Source organism: Cereibacter azotoformans, assembly GCF_021391315.1.
Classification (GTDB): domain Bacteria; phylum Pseudomonadota; class Alphaproteobacteria; order Rhodobacterales; family Rhodobacteraceae; genus Cereibacter_A; species Cereibacter_A azotoformans.
Map to the genome: position 1 here is coordinate 819,075 of NZ_CP090021.1, position 18,582 is coordinate 837,656.

Below are 18,582 nucleotides of genomic sequence, written 5' to 3' on the forward strand. Positions count from 1 at the left end.
ACTCATCTTTGTTGGGCTCGGGTGTGTTTCGACAGGCGGGTCACCAGCTGGATCAGCGCCATGCAGGCCCAGGTGACGACAAAGGCGATCACGGCCAGCGCCGCCGGCTCGTAGGCCTTGTTGGCGCCCATCCAGACCATGTAGGGGCCAAAGGCCGGGCGGTTCAGCAGCGCCGCCAGCACGAACTCGCCGATCACGATGGCGAAGGTGAGGAAGGCCCCCGACAGGACCGCCACCAGCACGTTGGGCAGGATCAGCCGCGCGATGATGGTGATCCAGCCCGCACCGAGGCTTTGCGCCGCCTCGGTCAGGGTCTGCACGTCGATGGTGCGCAGGCCCGTATCCACCGCACGATACATGTAGGGCAGCGCCAGCATCGTGTAGCCGAACATCAGAAGCAGGTTCGTCCCCATCGCGCTGCCGGTCAGCGGCAGCCAGCTCGAGGTGTTGTAGAGCCGGATGTAGCCGAAGACGATGACGATGGGCGGGATCACCAGCGGCAGAAGCGTGATGAACTCGATCACCGGGCGCCAGCGGGGCAGCTTCAGCCGGACCCAGAAGACGGTGGGCACGACGAGCAGGATGCCGAAGGCGATGGTGAAGAGCGCCATCAGCACCGAATAGCCGAAGGTCGCGCGGAAGGCCGGATCGCCCAGCACGTTGGCATAGGCGTCGAAGCTGTATTCCCCGCGGCGCGCCCGCAGCGAGAATTCGAACATCCCGATCAGCGGCAGGAAGAAATAGAGGATGCCCGCGATCAGCGCGATCCAGGACCAGAGCTTGGCCGACCTCATTTCACCCACCTCTCGGCCCGCGTGCGCAGCACGATATAGACGAGGTTGGCAAGGCCCGTGAGCACGATCATCCCGAAGGCGATGGCATAGCCGAGGTGCGGATCCTGCAGCACGTCGCCGCGGATCTGCGCGAAGAGGATGATCGGCACGATCGACAGTTGCGATCCGGTCAAGGCCATGGCGGTCGCCACCGCCCCGAAGCTGTTGGCAAAGAGCAGCGCAAAGGTGCCGAGGAACGAGGGCCAGAGCACCGGCAGCGCCACCATCCGCCAGTACTGCGCGCCCGTCGCGCCCAGCGTCTCGGCCGCCTCGCGCCACTCGCGCTTCAGCCCGTCAAGGGCGGGCGTGATGATGAGGATCATCAGCGGGATCTGGAAATAGAGGTAGGTCAGGGTCAGCCCGAGGAAGCTGATCAGGTTGAACCCCGTCCCATAGAGGTTGAAGCCGAACCAGTCGCGCAGGATCACGGTGAGAAAGCCCAACCGGCCCAGCGTCGCGATGAAGGCGAAGGCGAGCGGTACGCCCGCGAAGTTCGACGCCACCCCCGAGAAGGTCAGCGCGAAGCCGCGCAGCGGTTTGGGCAGGGGGCCGCGCGTCACGGCCGCGGCGATCAGGAAGCCCGCGACGCAGCCGAGCAGGGCTGTCACCAGGCTGATCCGGATCGAGATCCAGAAGGCGTTCATGATCGAGGGCGTGAAGAGCCCTCTGATGTTGGCAAGCGTGAAGTCGCCCGCCGGCGTGCGGAAGGCGCCGAGCACGATATGCATCGTCGGAAGGAACAGGAACAGCAGCGCGAACAGCAGGAAGGGCGCCACGCCGAACCAGTTCAGCGGCAGCGAGACGCGGCGTCGGGCGCTCGGCGGGGGCAGGTCGGTCATGCAGGGTCCGTCAGGCGAGGAAGCCTCCGCCAGACGGGCGAAGGCGGAAGAAGCTCGGGGCGCGCGCGGCCGTTCCAACAGCGCGCGGACGCCTCGAGCCCCCGGAGCGAAGGCCCCCGCCCGCAGGGCGAGGGCCGGCGCTTGCGTTACTGGACGTTGGCGCCGACGACACCATCCCAGCCGGCGGTGACGGCCGCCTTGTTGGCCTCCTGCTGCTCGATGGTCGGGAAGACCGCGCGGGCGTAGCCCTCGGCCGGCGGCAGCGCGTCGAGCAGCTCCTGCGGGACCTTGCCGGCCTCGACCATCGCGTTGAAGCGGGCGGGGTGGCAGTAGCCCTTGAGCCAGCCCAGCTGACCTTCGTCCGAATAGAGATATTCCATCCAGAGCTTGGCCGCGTTCGGATGCGGCGCATAGGCCGAGATCGCCTGGACATAGACGCCGGCGAGGCTCGGGCCCTCGGGGATGATGACCTCGAGCGGCGGGTTGCCCTTCAGCTCGTCGCGCCACGAGAGCAGGTTGTAGTCCCAGGCTGCGACAATCGGCGTCTGGCCCTGGGCAATGGTGCCCGCCTTGCCGATCACCGGAACGAAGCCGCCCGCCTTGTTCAGCTCGCCGAAGAACTCGAGCCCCTTCTGCGCCGAAGCCTCGCCCGGCTCGGCGCCGGCCGCGACACCGGCCGACATCACGGCAAGGATCGCCTGGTTCGAGGCGCGCGGATCGCCCGCCAGCGCAAAAGCGTTCGCATACTGGCTGTCCAGAAGGGCGGTCCAGCTCGTCGGCACCTCGGTCACGAGGTCGGTGTTCACGCCGAAGGACATGACGCCGTAATAGTCGCCATACCAGTAGCCGTCGGCATCCTTGATCTCGTCGGGGATCTCGTCCCAGGTCTCGACCTTGTAGGGAACGATCAGCCCCTCGTCCTTGGCCTGCGGCCCGAAGGCGAGGCCCACGTCGATCACGTCGGGCGCCTGCGGGCCCTTGTTGTCCTTGTTCGCCCGGATCGCCTCCAGTTCGTCGGCCGAGCCCGCGTCGGGGTTCAGCTCGTTCACGGTGATCTCGGGATACTTGGCCTTGAAGCCCGCGATCACGTCGCCATAGCCGCACCAGTTGTGGGGCAGGGCGATCGTGGTCAGCATGCCTTCAGCCTTCGCGGCCTCCACGAGTTCGGCGCTTTGCGCGCTGGCCCCCGAGGCGGCGGCGACCGCCACAAGGCTGACCGAAGCAGCCAGTGCAAGTTTGATCGTCATCGGAACTTTCTCCCGGTTGTTGTCGTGCCGAATGCCGTTCTTCCGCGAGCGGAGCGGCGATTAGTGTCAGCTAACGGCCTGAAACGGATTCTGGCAAGTTCCCTAACCGGAGCAGGTAACAGATTTTTCGCGGATTAATCAGTCTGTAACGATTCCGACAGGCTGCCCGACTTTCGGGCAGGAGCGGCGGCCTTGCCCGTGGCGCGCCACCGTCTTACCGTCGCGCAAAACTTATCCGACAGGACGAGAGGGTGACATGACGGGATTCGCAACCACACGGCGCGGGCTTCTGATGGCCGGAGGGGCGGCGCTTGCGCTGGGGGCCTTGCCCCGGACGCTGCGCGCGCAGGAGGCGCTGAAGGTCGCCGGCATCTATACCGTGCCGGTCGAGCAGCAGTGGGTCAGCCGCATCCACAAGGCCGCCGAGGCGGCCCGCGCTGCAGGGCGGGTGGAATACACCTTCACCGAGAATGTGGCCAACACCGACTATCCCCGCGTCATGCGCGAATATGCCGAAAGCGGCGTCAGGCTGATCGTGGGCGAGATCTTCGGCGTCGAGCAGGAGGCCCGCGAGGTGGCGGCCGAATATCCCGACGTGGCCTTCCTCATGGGGTCGAGCCTGCCGCCCGACGAGTCGATCCCGAACCTCGCCGTCTTCGACAACTACATTCAGGACGCCGCCTACCTGACTGGTCTCATTGCCGGGTCCATGACGGCCGGCAACATCGGCATGGTCGGCGGCTTCCCGATCCCCGAGGTCAACCGCCTGATGAACGCCTTCATGGCGGGCGCGCGCGAGGTCAAGCCGGACGTGACCTTCCAGGTCAGCTTCATCGGCTCGTGGTTCGATCCGCCGAAAGCGAAGGAGACCGCCTTCGCCATGATCGAGAACGGCGCCGACCTTCTCTATGCCGAGCGGTTCGGCGTGTCGGATGCCGCGAAGGAGCGGGGCGTGCTGGCCATCGGCAACGTGATCGACACGCAGGGCGACTATCCCGACACGGTGGTCGCCTCGGCGATCTGGCATTTCGAGCCGACCTTCGACCGGGCGGTCGAGGAGGTTCAGGCCGGCAACTTCACGGCCGCCGACTACGGCGTCTATTCCTTCATGAAGGAAGGCGGCTCGTCGCTCGCGCCGCTGGGCACCTTCGAGGACAAGGTGCCGGAAGAGGCCAAGGCCCTCGTGGCCGAGCGCGAGGCCGCGATCCGGGCCGGCACCTTCACCGTCGCCATCGACGACAGCGAGCCGAAATCCTCGTGATCGATCCGGTCGTCCTGCGTCTTTCGGGGATCACCAAGCGGTTCGGGTCCCTTCTGGCCAATGCCGGCATCAGCCTCTCCCTGCACAGGGGAGAGGTCGTGGCCCTCTTGGGCGAGAACGGCGCGGGCAAGACGACGCTGATGAACATCCTCTTCGGCCATTATGTGGCCGACGAGGGCACGGTGGAGGTCTTCGGCCAGCCGCTGCCGCCCGGCCATCCGCGCGCCGCGCTGGCGGCCGGCGTGGGCATGGTGCACCAGCATTTCACGCTGGCCGACAACCTGACCGTGCTCGAGAACATCCTTCTCGGGACCGCGCCCCTCTGGCGCCTGTCCCTCGGCCGGAGGGCGGCGCGCGCGCGGATCGAGGCGCTGTCGCGGGACTTCGGCCTTGCGGTCCATCCCGACGCGCGGGTGGGCACGCTCTCGGTGGGCGAGCGGCAGCGGGTCGAGATCCTCAAGGCGCTCTACCGCGACGCGCGCATCCTGATCCTCGACGAGCCGACCGCGGTCCTGACCCCGCAGGAGACCGAGGCGCTCTTCCGCACGCTGAAGCTCGCCGTGGCGAAGGGGCTGTCGATCATCTTCATCTCGCACAAGCTGCATGAGGTGATGGGTGTGGCCGACCGCTGCGTCGTGCTGCGGCACGGGCGGGTGGTGGGCGAGGTGGCCACCGCCGAGACCGACCGGCACCGGCTGGCCGCGCTGATGGTGGGTGAGGAGATCATGCCGCCCGCCGTCGCCCCGCCGAAGCCGGGCCCGGTGCTCCTGCGGCTCGACCGGGTGACGACGCCGTCGCAAGGCTCGGCCACCGGCCTGCGCGGCGTCAGCCTCGATCTGCGCGCGGGCACGATCACCGGGCTTGCGGGCGTGTCCGGGAACGGGCAGGCGGCGCTCTCCGACCTCGTCTCGGGCCTCGTGCGCCCCGAGGAGGGGCGGCTCGAGCTGGCGGGCGCCGAGGTGGTCCGGTGGACGCCGCGAACCGCCGTGGCCTCGGGCATCGCCCGCATCCCCGAGGACCGGCATTCCACCGGCACCATCGCCGACTTCACCCTGACCGAGAACGCCATTCTCGAAGGCTACCGTTCGCGCTTCGCGAAGGGCGGCTGGATGGACTGGCGCGCGGCCCGCGCCTTTGCCGACGGCATCATCGCCACCTACGACGTGCGCTGCCCCGGCCCCGAAACGCGCATCCGCCTCCTGTCGGGGGGCAACATGCAGAAACTGATCCTCGGCCGCGTGCTCGAGCCCGGCCCCCGGATCATCCTGGCCAACCAGCCGGTGCGGGGCCTCGACATCGGGGCCATCACCTATGTGCATTCCCGCCTGCTGAAGGCGCGGGACGAGGGGGCCGCGGTCATCCTCATCTCGGAAGATCTGGATGAAATCATGTCCTTGTCCGACACCGTTCATGTCATGTCCGAAGGGCGCCTTTCGCCCGGTTTCGCCCGCGGCACGATGAGCCAGGCCGAACTTGGCCTCTGGATGGCCGGCCACGGATTCGCCGATGCGGCTTGAGCCTGTAGCCAATCCCTCGGCGCTTCGCCGGGCCGGACTGCCGGCCGCGGCGCTGCTGGCCACCATCGCCGTGGCCTCGGGCCTGGCCGCGGTGGCAGGCGCCGACCCGCTCGCCACGCTGGGCCTGATCGTGAAGGGCGCGGTGGGGTCGAAGTTCGCCGCTCTCGAGACGCTGAACCGCGCGACGCCGCTGATCTTCACCGGGCTTGCCGTGGCCGTGGCCTTCCGCGCCCGGCTCTGGAACATCGGGGCCGAGGCGCAACTCTACGCCGGGGCCATCGTCACGGTCCTTCTGGGCACGGGTGCGGTCGGCGGCCCCCTCGTCCTGCCGCTGATGGCGCTCGCCGCCATGGCCGCGGGGGCGGTGGTGCTGCTGGGGCCGGTCGTGCTCAAGACCCGCTTCGGCGTGGACGAGGTGGTGACGACGCTTCTCTTCAACTTCATCATGCTGCTCTTCGTCAGCTACCTCCTCGAGGGGCCGCTGAAGGATCCGATGGGAATGGGCTGGCCCAAGTCGGCGCCCCTGGCGAAGGAGGCCCGCCTTCCGCGCATCGTGGATGGCCTGCGCCTCCATTGGGGCTTCGCGCTTGCGCTGATCGCGGCCGTCGCGGTCTGGGTGATCGAGCGGCGCACCGCGCTCGGCTACGAGATGCGGGCGGTGGGTCTGAACGCCCGCGCCGCGCGCTTTGCCGGCATCCCGGTGGACAGTGTGCTGGTCAAGACCGCGCTCCTCTCGGGCGGGCTTGCGGCGCTGGCGGGCTTCTCGGAGGTGGCGGGGCTGAAGGGGCACCTCACGCTCGATCTGTCGCCCGGCTTCGGCTACACCGGCATCATCGTGGCCATGCTCGCGCTGCTCAATCCGCTGGCGGTGGTGCCGGCTGCGCTCTTCGTGGCGGGCGTCTTCGTCGGCGCCGACAGCATGAGCCGGGCCGCCGGCGTGCCCACCTACATCGCCGACATGCTGCTGGCCACCTCGCTCCTCTTCATGGTGCTGGCGATCCTTCTGATCCGGTTCCGGGTGGTGCGCGGATGATGAGCCTGTTCGACATTCTGCTGTCCGCGACCTTCTGGGCCGCGGCGGTCCGCATCGCCTCGCCGCTGATCTTCGCCACGATGGGCGAGCTGATCTGCGAGCGGGCGGGCGTGCTGAACCTCGGGATCGAGGGGATCATGGTGATCGGCGCCTTCTCGGGCTGGATCACCGTCTGGGCGGGGGCCGGGCTCTGGGAGGGCGTGGCGGTGGCCATGCTGTCGGGAATGCTCTTCGGCCTTCTGCACGCCGTGCTCGTGGTGCCCTTCGGCCTCTCGCAGCACGTCGTGGGGCTGGGGATCACGCTCCTGGCCACCTCGACCAGCTACTTCGCCTATCGGCTGATCCTGCCCGAGGTCACGAGCCCGCCGCGGATCGAGCCCTTCGCCGTCTGGGAGGTGCCTCTCCTGTCCGAGATCCCGCTGCTGGGGCCCGCGCTCTTTGCCCAGACGCCGCTGACCTACGCAGCCTTTGCCGTGGCGGCGCTGACGGCGCTGGTCCTCTGGCGGACGCCGCTCGGTCTGGCCGTGCGGGCCGCGGGCGAGAATCCTTCGGCGGTCGATGCGCAGGGGCTCTCGGTCACCGGGCTCCGTATCGGCGCGGTGATGGTGGGCTCGGGGCTGATGGCGGTCGGGGGCGCCTTCCTCACCCTCTCGGCCTTCTCGAGCTTCTTCTTCGAGATGGTGAACGGCCGCGGCTGGATCTGCATCGCGCTGGTGGTCTTCGGCGCGTGGCGGCCCGGCAAGGCCGTGCTCGGCGCGCTCCTCTTTGCCGCCTTCGACGCGCTGCAGGTGCGGCTTCAGCAGACGCCGGTGGGGCAGGTCGTGCCCTACCAGCTCTTCCTGATGGCGCCCTATGCGCTCTCGATCGCGGCGCTTGTCCTCATGTCGCGCCGGGCCGAAGTGCCTGCGGCGCTGATGCAGCCGTTCAACAGGGGAGAACGCTGATGTTCGATCTGATCGTCAAGGGGGGCACGCTGCCCGACGGGCGCGTGGCCGATGTGGGCATCCGGGGCGACCGGATCGCCGCCATCGGGGCGCTCGGGACCGAGGCCGGACGGGTGATCGAGGCCACGGGCGATCTGGTGAGCCCGGCCTTCGTCGATCCCCATTTCCACATGGATGCGACGCTCTCCTATGGGCTGCCGCGCGTGAATGCGAGCGGGACGCTTCTGGAGGGGATCCGGCTCTGGGGCGAGCTGAAGGAGATCGTGACCGTCGAGGCCATGGCCGAGCGGGCGCTGGCCTATTGCGACTGGGCGGCGAGCATGGGTCTTCTGGCCGTGCGGACCCATGTCGATGTCTGCGACGACCGGCTCCTGGGTGTCGAGGCGATGCTGGCGGTGCGCGAAAAGGTCAAGGGCTGGATGGACCTGCAGCTCGTGGCCTTTCCGCAGGACGGGCTCTACCGCGACCCGACGGCGCGGGCGAACCTCTTGCGCGCGCTCGACATGGGCGTGGATGTCGTGGGCGGCATCCCGCATTTCGAGCGGACGATGGCGGACGGCGCGGCCTCGGTGCGCGACTTGTGCGAGATCGCGGCGGACCGTGGCCTTCCGATCGATTTCCATTGCGACGAGACCGACGATCCGCTCAGCCGCCATATCGAGACCTATGCCGCCGAAGTGCTGCGCACGGGCCTTCAGGGCCGGGCGGCGGCGGGGCATCTGACCTCGATGCATTCCATGGACAATTACTATGTCTCCAAGCTCCTGCCGCTGATCGCCGAGGCCGGGATCGCGGCGATCCCGAACCCGCTCATCAACATCGTGCTGCAGGGCCGCCACGACAGCTTCCCCAAGCGGCGCGGCCTGACGCGGGTCAAGGAGATGCAGGCCTTGGGCATCACCGTGGGCTGGGGGCAGGATTGCGTCCTCGACCCGTGGTATTCGCTGGGCACGGCCGACATGCTCGACGTGGCCTTCATGGGCCTCCATGTGGCGCAGATGACCCATCCCGACGAGATGCGGCGCTGTTTCGACATGGTGACGGCCGAGAATGCGAAGATCATGGGCCTCGACTACGGGCTGAGGGAAGGGGCGGTGGCCTCGCTCGTGGTGCTCGACGCGGGCAACCCGGTCGAGGCGCTGCGGCTCCGGCCCGACCGGCTCTGCGTGATCGCCAAGGGGCAGGTCGTCTCGGAGAAGGCGCGCAACGACGCGCGCCTTGGCCTGCCGGGCCGTCCCGCGACGGTGCGCCGCCGCCACGAGTTGCCGCCGCGCTGAGGAGGGACGCCGGTCGCGGGCCCGGAGCGCGAGGGGATCGCGGCGGCGGCATCCACGCGATGCGATCCGCGACGACGTGCCCCCTCACTTGAGCTCGCAGCCCGCCGCCGGGGCTTCGGAACAGCTTGCCCGCCACCACGTTGCCTCTGTCCACGGGCTCATCGGCCCCGCACCACGGACGGAGGCATGATGAGCCGGCGCGCGGTTTCCCTTTCGGTGCTGGCCTTCGTGCTGGCGCTCCTGATCCTCTTGGCGGCTGACGTTCTTCTGGTGATCTTCGCCGGCATCCTGTTCGGCGTGTTCCTCTCGGCCGGAGCGGGGCTCGTCTCGCGTGTGACCGGCGTCGGACGGGGGGGCGCCATTGCGCTCTTCATCCTGCTGGTGACGGCGGGGCTGATCGGCAGCTTCCTCGCCTTCGCTCCGGCCATGCTCGAGCAGGCCGACGAACTGGCGCGCCAGCTTCCGCCGGCGCTTGAAAGCCTGCGTGACAGGATCTCAAGCTTCAGCTGGGGCCCCTCGCTCCTGGGCCGCCTGGCCCCGTCGCGGCTGATGTCGGGCGAGGGCGGCTTTGCCTCGACCGCGGTCAGTGCCACCTTCGGCGCGATCGGCAACTTCGTCATCATCCTCTTCGTGGGCCTCTATGCGGCCATTGATCCCGGTCTCTACCGGCGCGGCCTGCGGGCGCTGCTGTCCCCGGAGCTGCGCCCGCGCGGCGAGGAAGTGATGGATGTCGCGGGACATACGTTGCGCAACTGGCTGGGCGGGCAACTGATCTCGATGAGCTTTGTCGGGCTCTTCACCTGGCTCGGGCTCTGGCTCATCGGCATCCCGCTGGCTTTCATCCTGGGACTGATCGCGGCGATCCTCACCTTCATTCCGAACATCGGTCCGGTCCTTTCGGCCGTGCCGGCGCTGCTGCTGGCCATGCCCGAGGGCTGGAGCCAGGTGGGGCTGGTGCTGGCCGTGTTCCTCACCGTCCAGGCCGTCGAGAGCTACGTCGTCACGCCCATCATCCAGAAGGAGAGGGTTTCCTTGCCGCCGGCCCTCATCATCTCGGCGCAACTGCTGATGGGGGTGCTGTTCGGGCTGATGGGGCTTCTGCTTGCCACGCCGCTGGCCGCGCTGGTGCTCGCCCTGGTGCGTGAGGTTTATGTGCATGATTATCTTGAAGAAAGGCAGGAGACGCTCCTTCTGCGGGATCCGCCGGATCAACCAATGCAAGAAAAAAGACAACTTTAGGAGGAACCTGCGGCATTGCCGCAACAGTCCTCTCCTTTCGGATAAAGGGGGGAACGCCGAGGGGCGCCGGGAATTGTGCTGACGCCGCCGCCTCTTGCGGCCGAAGACAACCCCGGAGAAGACGAAGATGAGTGTGACCCTGGCCCAGACACTGGACCGCTGCCTCGACATTGCGGGCAATCCCACCGTTGCCCTGAGCTTCCCGCAACGGCGGATGTTCGGTCAGGCCCTGGCGTTCCTGCCGCGGCAGCACTACCGCCGGGTGCTGGAACTGGGATGCGGCGCGGGGGCGCTGGCGCGCGGCCTGGTCGTGCGCTGCGATCAGTATGTCGGGCTTGATGCCGACGCCGAGGCGCTGGTCGAGGCGCGGGCCCTGCCGGCGCGCTTTGCCCGGACCGACTTCCTTCAGGGGCGGGTGCCCCATGACATTCCCGAGGGCCCCTTCGATCTCGTCGTGCTGAACGGCGTGCTGCAGGACCTGTCCCCCGAGGAACTGGAGCGGCTGGCGCTCCGCCTGCAGGCGGTCGCGCCCGCGGCCGACATCCTCTGCCTGCGCAGCCTGCTGTTCGAGGCGCCGGACGAGGCCTTCCGCCCTCAGGCGCGGCTGGGCGCGGCCCTTGGCCGGTCGCTGACGGCCTGCAACCTCGACCGGCTGTTCCGCATCGACGTCTTCGAGCCCGACCGCGCGGCCGCGGCCTGAGAGGAACCGCGCCCCGCCGGGAACGTTTGGCCCGGCGGCGACAGGGCCGCGGAGCGCGAGTGCGGAGACCATGATGCCCGAGCCGGATATCTGCGTGGTGATGAATGCCGGTTCGGGCAAGGGCGAGGACGCGGATCGCGTCCGCGCCGCCTTCGAGGCGCAGCAGGTGCCGGTTCACCTGGAACTGGTCGAAGACGGCAGCCGCCTCGCCTCGGTGGCGGCGGAGGCGGTGAACCGCGGCTTCGGCACGATCGTGGCCGCGGGCGGCGACGGCACCATCTGCGCTGTCGCAGCGGCGATGGCGGGCTCGGGGCGCCGGATGGGGATCCTGCCGCTGGGCACCTTCAACTATTTCGCCCGGTCCCTGCTTCTGCCCCAGGAACTCGAGGCGGCGGTCGCGGTGATCTGCGCCGGGCGCACCGCCCCCATCCGGATCGCCACGGTGAACGACGAGGTGTTCCTGAACAACGCAAGCCTCGGCGTCTATCCCGCGATCCTCGAGACGCGCGAGGAGATCTACAAGCGGTGGGGCCGCAGCCGGGCGCTGGCCTACTGGTCGGTCCTCAAGGTTCTGGCGCGGATGGGACGGCCCCTGCGGCTGCGCGTCCGGGCCGGGGGCGAGGAGCGCGTCGTGCGCTCGCCGCTGGTCTTTGTCGTGAACAACGCCTTCCAGCTCGAGCAGATGAACCTGGACGGCGCCGAGCGGGTGGCGGCCGGGGATCTGGTGGTCTTCATCGCGCCGAACACGGGGCGGCTTGGCATGTTCCGCAACGCCGTGGCGCTGGCGCTGGGCTATGCCAGCGTCGATCAGAACTACATGATGATGAGCGGCCCGCATGTCGAGATCGACCTGCCGCAGGGGCATCGTCGGGTCTGGCATGTTGCCCGCGACGGCGAGCGCGAGCGGATGGTGCCGCCCTTCGATCTGCGGGCGATCGAGGGCGCCCTCGAGGTCACCGTTCCCGAACACTGGAACCGAGAGGTCCGATGAAGCGATTGCTCCACCTGTCCGATCTGCATTTCGGCCGCGACCGGCCCGAGCTTCTGCGCCCGCTGATCGAGACGGTCAACGGGCTCGCCCCCGATCTGGTGGCGATCTCGGGCGACCTGACGCAGCGGGCGACAGAGGCGCAGTTCCGGGCGGCGGCGGCCTTTGTCGAGCGTCTGAAGCCGCCGGTGCTGGTGGTGCCGGGCAACCATGACGTGCCGCTCCACAATCTCTATGTCCGTCTCGTCAAGCCCTGGAAGCGGTATCGCCGCTGGTTCGGCCGCGATCTCGAACCTTGCTGGGAGGATGACGAGATGATCGTGGCGGGGGCCAACACGGTCAATCCGCTGGCCTGGCAGCAGGGCTGGTTCCGCTCGCGCTCGCTGGCGCGAATCCGCCGCATCTTTGCCAACGAGGAAAGCCGGGTGCGGGTGGTGGTGGTGCATCATCCGATGGAACATACGCCCGAGGACACGAAGGAGCTGATGCGCGGCGCGGGGCGAGCGATCGGCGAACTGGCCGAATGTGGCGCCGACGTGATCCTGTCGGGGCACCTGCACACCTGGCGCGTCGGGCCCTTCGCTGAAGTGGATGGGCGGGGCGTCGTCCTGCAGGTTCATGCGGGCACGGGCCTTTCGACCCGTGTGCGGGGCGAGCCGAACGACTTCAACCTTCTCGAGGTCTCGGCGGACCGCATCCATGTGCAGCGCCACACCGCGCTCGAGGATGGGTCGGGCTTCCGGCCGACCGAGACCCGCACCTTCCGCGGCGGCGGCGGCCAGTGGCGGATGGAGACGACCGATTCCGCCTGAGTGCCGTCTTCAGCCCTGACCGTGCCCCAGCGCCGCACGTTCGACCGACGCGGGCGCCGCCAGAGCCTCGACCTCGGGGGGGAGGGTCAGCTGCGGCGCGTCCGTCGGGCGCCCGAAGAGATAGCCCTGGAAGGTCCGGCACCCCTTGGCCCGCAGCCAGGCAAACTGCGCGGTCGTTTCGACACCTTCGGCCACCAGCGCCACGCCCAGGCCCGAGGCGAGGCCGATGATCCCTTCGAGAATCGTCCGGTTCGCCTTCGACTCCGACAGCCCGCCGAGGAAGCTCCGGTCGATCTTGAGCACGTCCACCGGCAGGTCCCGCAGATAGCTGAGCGAGGAGAAGCCGGTGCCGAAGTCATCGAGCGCGATCGACAGGCCCAGGGACCGCAGATCCATCATGGTGGCCCGTGCGAGGCCGAGGTTCGACAGCAGCGTGCCCTCGGTCACCTCAAGCTCGACGCGGGTCGGATCGACCCCGGTCTCGGCCAGAACCTCGCGCACCATCTGCCCGAACTCGTCCGAGAGGAACTGGGCCGAGCTGATGTTGATCGACAGCCGCAGGTGGCGCCGCTCGGGATCGTCGGCCCAGCGGGCCAGCTCCAGCGCCGCGGCGCGCAGGACCCAGCGGTCGATGTCGCGGATGAACCCGGTTTCCTCGGCGAAGGGGATGAAGGCCACGGGCGACAGCAGGCCGCGCACCGGATGCTGCCAGCGGATCAGCGCCTCCTGCCCGACCACCTCGAGGCCGCCGTCGCCCAGCCGGACCATCGGCTCGAAGAAGATGCGGAACTCGTCGCGCCGGATCGCCTCGCGCAATTCCTGCGCGAGCGCGACGCGCCCGACCATGTCCTGCTCCATGTCGGGGCGGTAGGCGCAGGCGCGGTCGCCACCGGCGGCCTTGGCGGCCATGACCGCCAGATCGACGCCCTTCAGCAGGCCCTCGACCGTGTCCTCGGCCGTGATGGCGGCGAGGCCGATCGAGACGGTGATCTCGATGGTGAGCCCATCGACCACAAGCGGCTTGCGCAACTCGGTGAGCACACGCTCGGCCGAGACCTCGGCGGCGGCCACGGCGCTGGCGGGATCGGGGTGGCTCTCGCTGCAGGTGAGCACGAACTCGTCGGCCGAGATCCGCCCCAGATCGCAGCCGTCGTGCCGCAGATCCTCGAGCCGCGCGGCCAGAGCCTGAAGCACCCGGTCGCCCAGCCAGTGCCCGCGGGTGCCGTTCACCTGCCGCATCCCGTCGATGTCGATGTAGAGCAGGGCCAGTGAGGAGTTTTCCCGCGCGCAGATCTGCAGGCAGTCGCGCAGCACCTCGACCACGCCGCGGCGGTTGTAGAGCCCGGTCAGCGGATCGAAGAAGGCGAGCTGATGCGCCTCGGCCAGCGCGGTCCGTAGCGCGCTGTCGGCCGACACCTGGCCGGTGACATCATCCACCGTCGCCACGACGCGCACTCCGCCGCCGCCATCGCCGCCCGCGACCGGCGCGGCATTGACCGACAGGATACGCTGGCGCCCGTCGGCGCCGATCAGCACATGATGGAGCCCGCGCAGAGCATGACCTTCCGCCATCGCCTGCCGGACCGGCATCGCCTCGGGCGCAAGCGGTTCGCCGTCGCGCGACAGCAGCCGGCAGCCGATGCCTTCCAGTGTGCATCCCCGCAGCGCCTTGGGCTCTGTCCCCAGCAGGCCCGCGGCTTCCTCGTTGGCAAAGACGATCCGGGCTTCGCCGTCGAAGGCGATGATGGCCGAGTTGCTGGTGCGCAGGATCGCCTCGAGCAACATACGGTCGTCCTGAAGCGCCTGCAGGGACAGGGCGTGACGTCCCTCGTGGTCACGCCGTTCGGCCGCGGCCAGCATCGCCTCGACCAGCGACCGCAGAACGGCGAGATCCTCGGGCGGCAGACCGGGCCCCTGGGATCGCCAGCCCAGCAGGAGGTTGCCCGCAAGCGCCTCCTGCCGCAGCGCCGGTATCGCCACGACCGACCGCAGGCCCGCCGCTTCGAGCTGCGCGCGCAGCGCCGCATCCCCCGCATCGGCGCGGTCGCGAAGCACCAGGGGCGTCTCTCCGACGGGCAGGGCCAGACCTGTTCGGGGTGCGTCCGCGGAAGGATCGCGCGCCCAGTGGTGGCATGTCTCCAGATCGCCGCCCGGAACGGCACGGCAGAACTGCGCCACATCCGCACCGCAGCTCAGGGCCACATGCGCCAGCGCCTCCTGGATCCCGGCCGGATCGTCCGACCGCAGCAGCCGGCCCATCAGGTCGATGAGGTCCAATGCCGCGGGGCTGGCATGAAACTTGCCGTTCCCGGTCGAGGAAACGACCGTCGGCACCCATGATCCACCCTGTCCCTTGCCCGTCATCGATCGGCTTCGTCTTCTGTTCAGGCGGGGAGGGACCCGACCGTGGTTTCAACCTAGAGCACAGCCGAAGGCACTGTCAAACCGTTAGGGGAGAGCCCCTCTGGCGAGGGCCGGTCAGATCAGATCGAGAAGGTCTTCAAGGTCCTCAACATATTGCGCCGGCTTGGCAAGGAAGTCACCACCATTCTCCATTTCGAATGGGTCATGCGCGCCGGAGGCCTGTATTTCTGGCGTTACACCTCCTTAAGGATGCAGTGCTACAACAGTCAGGGAATTCCGGTGGGCTCGTTTTGATAAAAAGTAGCGACAAAGGACGAGGAATGCGATGCAGATCGCTTGAGTCCTCCCGTCGGGGAAGGTCGCGATCGGATCTGCTGTGACGGAGCAAGGATGACACAGGCTTGCACTTTTCGCGCCTCGCTGAGGCCCGCATTTCTGCTCGGGGCGGCTCTTCTGGCGATCGCCGGCTGTCAGGAAACGTCGATCCCCGGGCGGCCGGCCCTCTCCATCCGCGAGGAGACGGCGCAGTTCCTCAGCGTGCCGGACAGCCGCCGCTGGGTCGCGGTGCCCGGCGCACTTCTGGTGCAGGAGCGTGATCTCGGGGGCGATGTGGAGCAGCGCATCGCGTTGCCCAACGCCACGACGCTCGAGGGCGACAACATGATGCTTCTGCGCGCCCGAGTCGCCGCGGGCCCGGTGCTGCCGCGGCTGCAGCTTGCCTCCTTCGCCGATGCCGAGGGCCGGCTGCCCGCGCCCTTCGGCCGGGCCAGCGAAAGCGCGCTCAACACGCGCGAGGACGCGCTCGGCTCCGTCGTCTATGCGGAGCGGCGGATGGGTGTGGATACGGTCTGCGTGCTGGCGATGCGGCGGATGCCGCCCACCGCGCGGCCGCTGCCCCCGCAGACCGAGGCGCTGGACGTGATGATGCGCAACTGCGCCCGCGGCGGACCCGACGAGGCGCTGCGACCGATCGACGCCGCAAGCCTCGGCTTCGCGTCGCCCGTGCCCGAGGCCGCAACGGCCACCGGCAGCCGCCGCAACCTCTCGCCTCTTGCCGCCCCCACCCAGTGAGCCACCGCCTTGACCCTGCCGGAGACCCGCCCATGACCGACCGAACCGCGGCCCGCGCCCGAAGCCGTGTCCTGCCGCTGTTCCTGTTCCTCATGTGGGCGGCGCTGCTTGTGCCCTTCGCGCTGCTGGCCGCGGCGCCCGTGGCTCCCTCGGCGCAGGGCCTCATCGCGCTGTCGGCGGTGCTCCTCGTGGCCGTCCTCAAGCCCTTTGCCAGCCATATGGTGCCGCGGTTCCTGCTGCTGTCGGCCGCCTCGATGCTGGTGATGCGCTACTGGTTCTGGCGCCTGTTCGAGACCCTGCCACCGCCCGCGCTCGACCCGTCCTTCGTCTTCGCGATGCTCCTCTTCGCGGTCGAGACCTTCTCGATCGGCATCTTCTTCCTGAACGGCTTTCTCAGCGCCGATCCGACCGACCGCCCCTTTCCGCCCCAGGTGCAGCCCGAGGATCTGCCGACGGTGGACATCCTCGTGCCCTCCTACAACGAGCCGGCCGACATGCTGAGCGTGACGCTCTCCGCGGCCAAGAACATGATCTACCCGTCGCGGCTGCGCACGGTGGTGCTCTGCGACGACGGCGGAACGGACCAGCGCTGCCTTTCGCCCGATCCCGAGATCGCCCGGCAGGCGCAGGAGCGGCGGCGGGAACTCCAGCAGCTCTGCCGGGAACTGGGGGTGGTCTATTCCACGCGCGAGCGCAACGAACATGCCAAGGCCGGCAACATGTCGGCCGCGCTCGAGCGGCTGAAGGGCGACCTTGTCGTGGTCTTCGACGCCGACCATGTGCCCAGCCGCGACTTTCTTGCTCGCACGGTGGGCTATTTCGTCGAGGATCCGAAGCTGTTCCTCGTCCAGACGCCGCACTTCTTCATCAATCCCGATCCGATCCAGCGCAACCTCGCGCTCGGCGACGATTGCCCGCCCGAGAACGAGATGTTCTACGCCAAGATCCACCGCGGGCTCGACCGGTGGGGCGGGGCCTTCTTCTGCGGCTCGGCCGCGGTCCTGCGGCGCCGTGCGCTGGACGACGTGGGGGGCTTTGCCGGCGAGACCATCACGGAGGATGCCGAAACCGCGCTCGAGATCCACGCGCGCGGCTGGAAGAGCCTCTATATCGACCGGGCGATGATCGCGGGGCTGCAGCCGGAAACCTTCGCCTCCTTCATCCAGCAGCGGGGCCGCTGGGCCACCGGGATGATGCAGATGCTCCGGCTCAAGAACCCGCTCTTCCGGCCCGGGCTCGGGATCGCGCAGCGCCTGTGCTACCTCAACTCTATGAGCTTCTGGTTCTTCCCGCTGGTGCGCATGACCTTCCTGATCGCGCCGCTCATTTATCTCTTCTTCGGCGTGCAGGTGTTCGTGGCCACCTTCGAGGAGGTGCTGGCCTACATGCCTGGTTACCTTGCGGTAAGCTTTCTCGTGCAGAATGCGCTCTTCTCGCGGCAGAGATGGCCGCTCGTCTCGGAGGTCTATGAGGTGGCGCAGGCGCCCTATCTCTCCCGCGCCGTGATCGGCACGCTGCTGCGCCCGCGCGGGGCCCGCTTCGCCGTGACCGCCAAGGACGAGACGCTGAGCGAGAACTACATCTCGCCGATCTACCGGCCCCTGCTGCTGACCTTCCTGCTCTGCGCGGCGGGGGTGGCGGCAAGCCTCGTGCGTTGGGTCGCCTTCCCCGGCGACCGGTCCGTGCTTCTCGTCGTGGGCGGCTGGGCCCTGTTCAACTTCGTGCTTGTGGGCTTCGCCCTGCGCGCCGTGGCCGAAAAGCAGCAACGGCGCACCGCGCCGCGTGTCCATATGGAGGTGCCGGCCGAAGCCCAGTTGCCCGCCTTCGGCAACCGGCCGCTTGCGGCCACGGTTCTGGATGCCTCGACGCGGGGCGTCCGGCTGCTGCTGCGTCTGCCGGGGTCGGGCGATCCGCGGCCTGCGATCGAGCCGGGTGGCATGATCCAGTTCCAGCCGAAGTTCCCCGATGCACCGCAACTCGAGCGCATGGTGCGGGGCCGGATCCGATCGGCGCGGCGGGACGGAGGGACGGTTATGATCGGCATGGTGTTCGAGGCCGATCAGCCGATCGCGGTCCGCGAGACGGTGGCCTACCTGATCTTCGGCGAAAGCGCCCACTGGCGCACGATGCGCGAGGCGACCTCGCAGCCGATGGGTCTCCTGCGCGGCCTCGGCCGCATCCTGTGGAAGGCTGTTGCCAGCCTGCCCAGCACGGCGGGCGACTTCCTGGCCGAGCCGGCAAGGCGGAAACGGCGCCGGGAAGAGCCGGTGGAGCGTCAGGCGCATCTTCTGGCCTTCGGCACCGACTTCGCCACCGAGGCGGACTGGCAGGATGATCTGCTCGACCCGACATCGCAGGTGGCGCCCCGGCCCGGCACCGTCGCATGGGGGGCAAACTGATGCGAGCGCCGCTTCTGGCCTGCCTTCTCCTCGCGGTGCCGCTGCAGGCTTCGCGGGC

General features: G+C 68.7%; 15 protein-coding genes. 11 read left to right on the plus strand and 4 right to left on the minus strand.

Going from position 1 to position 18,582, the window contains the following annotated elements:
- Positions 1-2: 2 nt before the first annotated feature.
- The 3 genes from LV780_RS04085 to LV780_RS04095 form a co-directional block, all read right to left on the minus strand.
- Positions 3-794 carry an ABC transporter permease gene (locus LV780_RS04085; protein WP_011907988.1) on the minus strand — a complete coding sequence of 264 codons (792 nt, stop codon included), beginning with the start codon at positions 792-794 and terminating at the stop codon, positions 3-5.
- Positions 791-1,672 carry an ABC transporter permease gene (locus tag LV780_RS04090; protein ID WP_108221371.1) on the minus strand — a complete coding sequence of 294 codons (882 nt, stop codon included), beginning with the start codon at positions 1,670-1,672 and terminating at the stop codon, positions 791-793. Before LV780_RS04090 ends, LV780_RS04085 begins: the two co-directional genes overlap by 4 nt.
- A 146-nt stretch (positions 1,673-1,818) precedes the next feature.
- A complete protein-coding gene (locus LV780_RS04095; protein WP_011907990.1) occupies positions 1,819-2,919 on the minus strand; it encodes an ABC transporter substrate-binding protein in 1,101 nt (366 codons plus the stop codon).
- Between the two features lie 256 nt (positions 2,920-3,175).
- On the opposite strand from LV780_RS04095, the gene LV780_RS04100 reads away from it, so the two are divergent.
- The 9 genes from LV780_RS04100 to LV780_RS04140 all read left to right on the plus strand — a co-directional run bounded on the left by LV780_RS04100 (position 3,176) and on the right by LV780_RS04140 (position 12,690).
- Positions 3,176-4,180: a BMP family protein gene (locus LV780_RS04100; protein ID WP_108221372.1), complete on the plus strand. Its 1,005-nt coding sequence runs from the start codon at positions 3,176-3,178 to the stop codon at positions 4,178-4,180.
- Complete coding sequence (locus LV780_RS04105; protein ID WP_108221373.1) at positions 4,177-5,697, plus strand: ABC transporter ATP-binding protein; 1,521 nt, start codon at positions 4,177-4,179, stop codon at positions 5,695-5,697. Before LV780_RS04100 ends, LV780_RS04105 begins: the two co-directional genes overlap by 4 nt.
- Complete coding sequence (locus LV780_RS04110) at positions 5,687-6,730, plus strand: ABC transporter permease (RefSeq protein ID WP_108221374.1); 1,044 nt, start codon at positions 5,687-5,689, stop codon at positions 6,728-6,730. Before LV780_RS04105 ends, LV780_RS04110 begins: the two co-directional genes overlap by 11 nt.
- Positions 6,727-7,674 carry an ABC transporter permease gene (locus tag LV780_RS04115; protein ID WP_011907994.1) on the plus strand — a complete coding sequence of 316 codons (948 nt, stop codon included), beginning with the start codon at positions 6,727-6,729 and terminating at the stop codon, positions 7,672-7,674. Before LV780_RS04110 ends, LV780_RS04115 begins: the two co-directional genes overlap by 4 nt.
- Positions 7,674-8,951, plus strand: coding sequence for an amidohydrolase family protein (locus tag LV780_RS04120; protein ID WP_108221375.1), 1,278 nt, complete (start codon positions 7,674-7,676; stop codon positions 8,949-8,951). Before LV780_RS04115 ends, LV780_RS04120 begins: the two co-directional genes overlap by 1 nt.
- Before the next feature lie 189 nt (positions 8,952-9,140).
- On the plus strand, positions 9,141-10,190 hold the full coding sequence (locus LV780_RS04125; protein WP_011907996.1) for an AI-2E family transporter: 1,050 nt from the start codon (positions 9,141-9,143) through the stop codon (positions 10,188-10,190).
- 127 nt (positions 10,191-10,317) lie between these two features.
- The gene (locus tag LV780_RS04130; RefSeq protein WP_108221376.1) at positions 10,318-10,890 is read left to right on the plus strand and encodes a class I SAM-dependent methyltransferase; all 573 of its coding nucleotides are present in this window, start codon (positions 10,318-10,320) and stop codon (positions 10,888-10,890) included.
- Between the two features lie 73 nt (positions 10,891-10,963).
- Positions 10,964-11,881 (plus strand): diacylglycerol/lipid kinase family protein, encoded by a 918-nt coding sequence (locus LV780_RS04135; protein ID WP_101340857.1) that lies wholly within the window; start codon positions 10,964-10,966, stop codon positions 11,879-11,881.
- A complete protein-coding gene (locus LV780_RS04140; RefSeq protein WP_011907999.1) occupies positions 11,878-12,690 on the plus strand; it encodes a metallophosphoesterase family protein in 813 nt (270 codons plus the stop codon). The genes LV780_RS04135 and LV780_RS04140 overlap by 4 nt, the downstream gene beginning before the upstream one ends.
- 9 nt (positions 12,691-12,699) lie before the next feature.
- On the opposite strand, the gene LV780_RS04145 is transcribed toward LV780_RS04140, so the two are convergent.
- Entirely contained in the window at positions 12,700-15,054 is a 2,355-nt protein-coding gene (locus tag LV780_RS04145; protein WP_108221377.1) for a putative bifunctional diguanylate cyclase/phosphodiesterase, read from the minus strand.
- Positions 15,055-15,444: 390 nt separating this feature from the next.
- On the opposite strand from LV780_RS04145, the gene LV780_RS04150 reads away from it, so the two are divergent.
- Together LV780_RS04150 and bcsA are read left to right on the plus strand one after the other, a co-directional pair.
- A complete protein-coding gene (locus LV780_RS04150) occupies positions 15,445-16,125 on the plus strand; it encodes a hypothetical protein (RefSeq protein WP_108221378.1) in 681 nt (226 codons plus the stop codon).
- A 32-nt stretch (positions 16,126-16,157) separates the two neighbouring features.
- A complete protein-coding gene (gene bcsA / locus LV780_RS04155) occupies positions 16,158-18,524 on the plus strand; it encodes a UDP-forming cellulose synthase catalytic subunit (protein ID WP_011908002.1) in 2,367 nt (788 codons plus the stop codon).
- Positions 18,525-18,582: the final 58 nt, after the last annotated feature.

What these genes read in the sequence shown, in the direction of transcription:
- LV780_RS04125 (WP_011907996.1), top strand. Translation starts at nt 9,141, where the DNA reads ATGAGCCGGCGCGCGGTTTCCCTTTCGGTGCTGGCCTTCGTGCTGGCG.
- LV780_RS04140 (WP_011907999.1), top strand. Translation starts at nt 11,878, where the DNA reads ATGAAGCGATTGCTCCACCTGTCCGATCTGCATTTCGGCCGCGACCGG.
- LV780_RS04115 (WP_011907994.1), top strand. Translation starts at nt 6,727, where the DNA reads ATGATGAGCCTGTTCGACATTCTGCTGTCCGCGACCTTCTGGGCCGCG.
- LV780_RS04135 (WP_101340857.1), top strand. Translation starts at nt 10,964, where the DNA reads ATGCCCGAGCCGGATATCTGCGTGGTGATGAATGCCGGTTCGGGCAAG.
- LV780_RS04130 (WP_108221376.1), top strand. Translation starts at nt 10,318, where the DNA reads ATGAGTGTGACCCTGGCCCAGACACTGGACCGCTGCCTCGACATTGCG.
- LV780_RS04090 (WP_108221371.1), bottom strand. Translation starts at nt 1,672, where the DNA reads ATGACCGACCTGCCCCCGCCGAGCGCCCGACGCCGCGTCTCGCTGCCG.
- LV780_RS04145 (WP_108221377.1), bottom strand. Translation starts at nt 15,054, where the DNA reads ATGACGGGCAAGGGACAGGGTGGATCATGGGTGCCGACGGTCGTTTCC.
- LV780_RS04150 (WP_108221378.1), top strand. Translation starts at nt 15,445, where the DNA reads ATGACACAGGCTTGCACTTTTCGCGCCTCGCTGAGGCCCGCATTTCTG.
- LV780_RS04085 (WP_011907988.1), bottom strand. Translation starts at nt 794, where the DNA reads ATGAGGTCGGCCAAGCTCTGGTCCTGGATCGCGCTGATCGCGGGCATC.
- LV780_RS04120 (WP_108221375.1), top strand. Translation starts at nt 7,674, where the DNA reads ATGTTCGATCTGATCGTCAAGGGGGGCACGCTGCCCGACGGGCGCGTG.
- bcsA (WP_011908002.1), top strand. Translation starts at nt 16,158, where the DNA reads ATGACCGACCGAACCGCGGCCCGCGCCCGAAGCCGTGTCCTGCCGCTG.
- LV780_RS04110 (WP_108221374.1), top strand. Translation starts at nt 5,687, where the DNA reads ATGCGGCTTGAGCCTGTAGCCAATCCCTCGGCGCTTCGCCGGGCCGGA.
- LV780_RS04095 (WP_011907990.1), bottom strand. Translation starts at nt 2,919, where the DNA reads ATGACGATCAAACTTGCACTGGCTGCTTCGGTCAGCCTTGTGGCGGTC.
- LV780_RS04100 (WP_108221372.1), top strand. Translation starts at nt 3,176, where the DNA reads ATGACGGGATTCGCAACCACACGGCGCGGGCTTCTGATGGCCGGAGGG.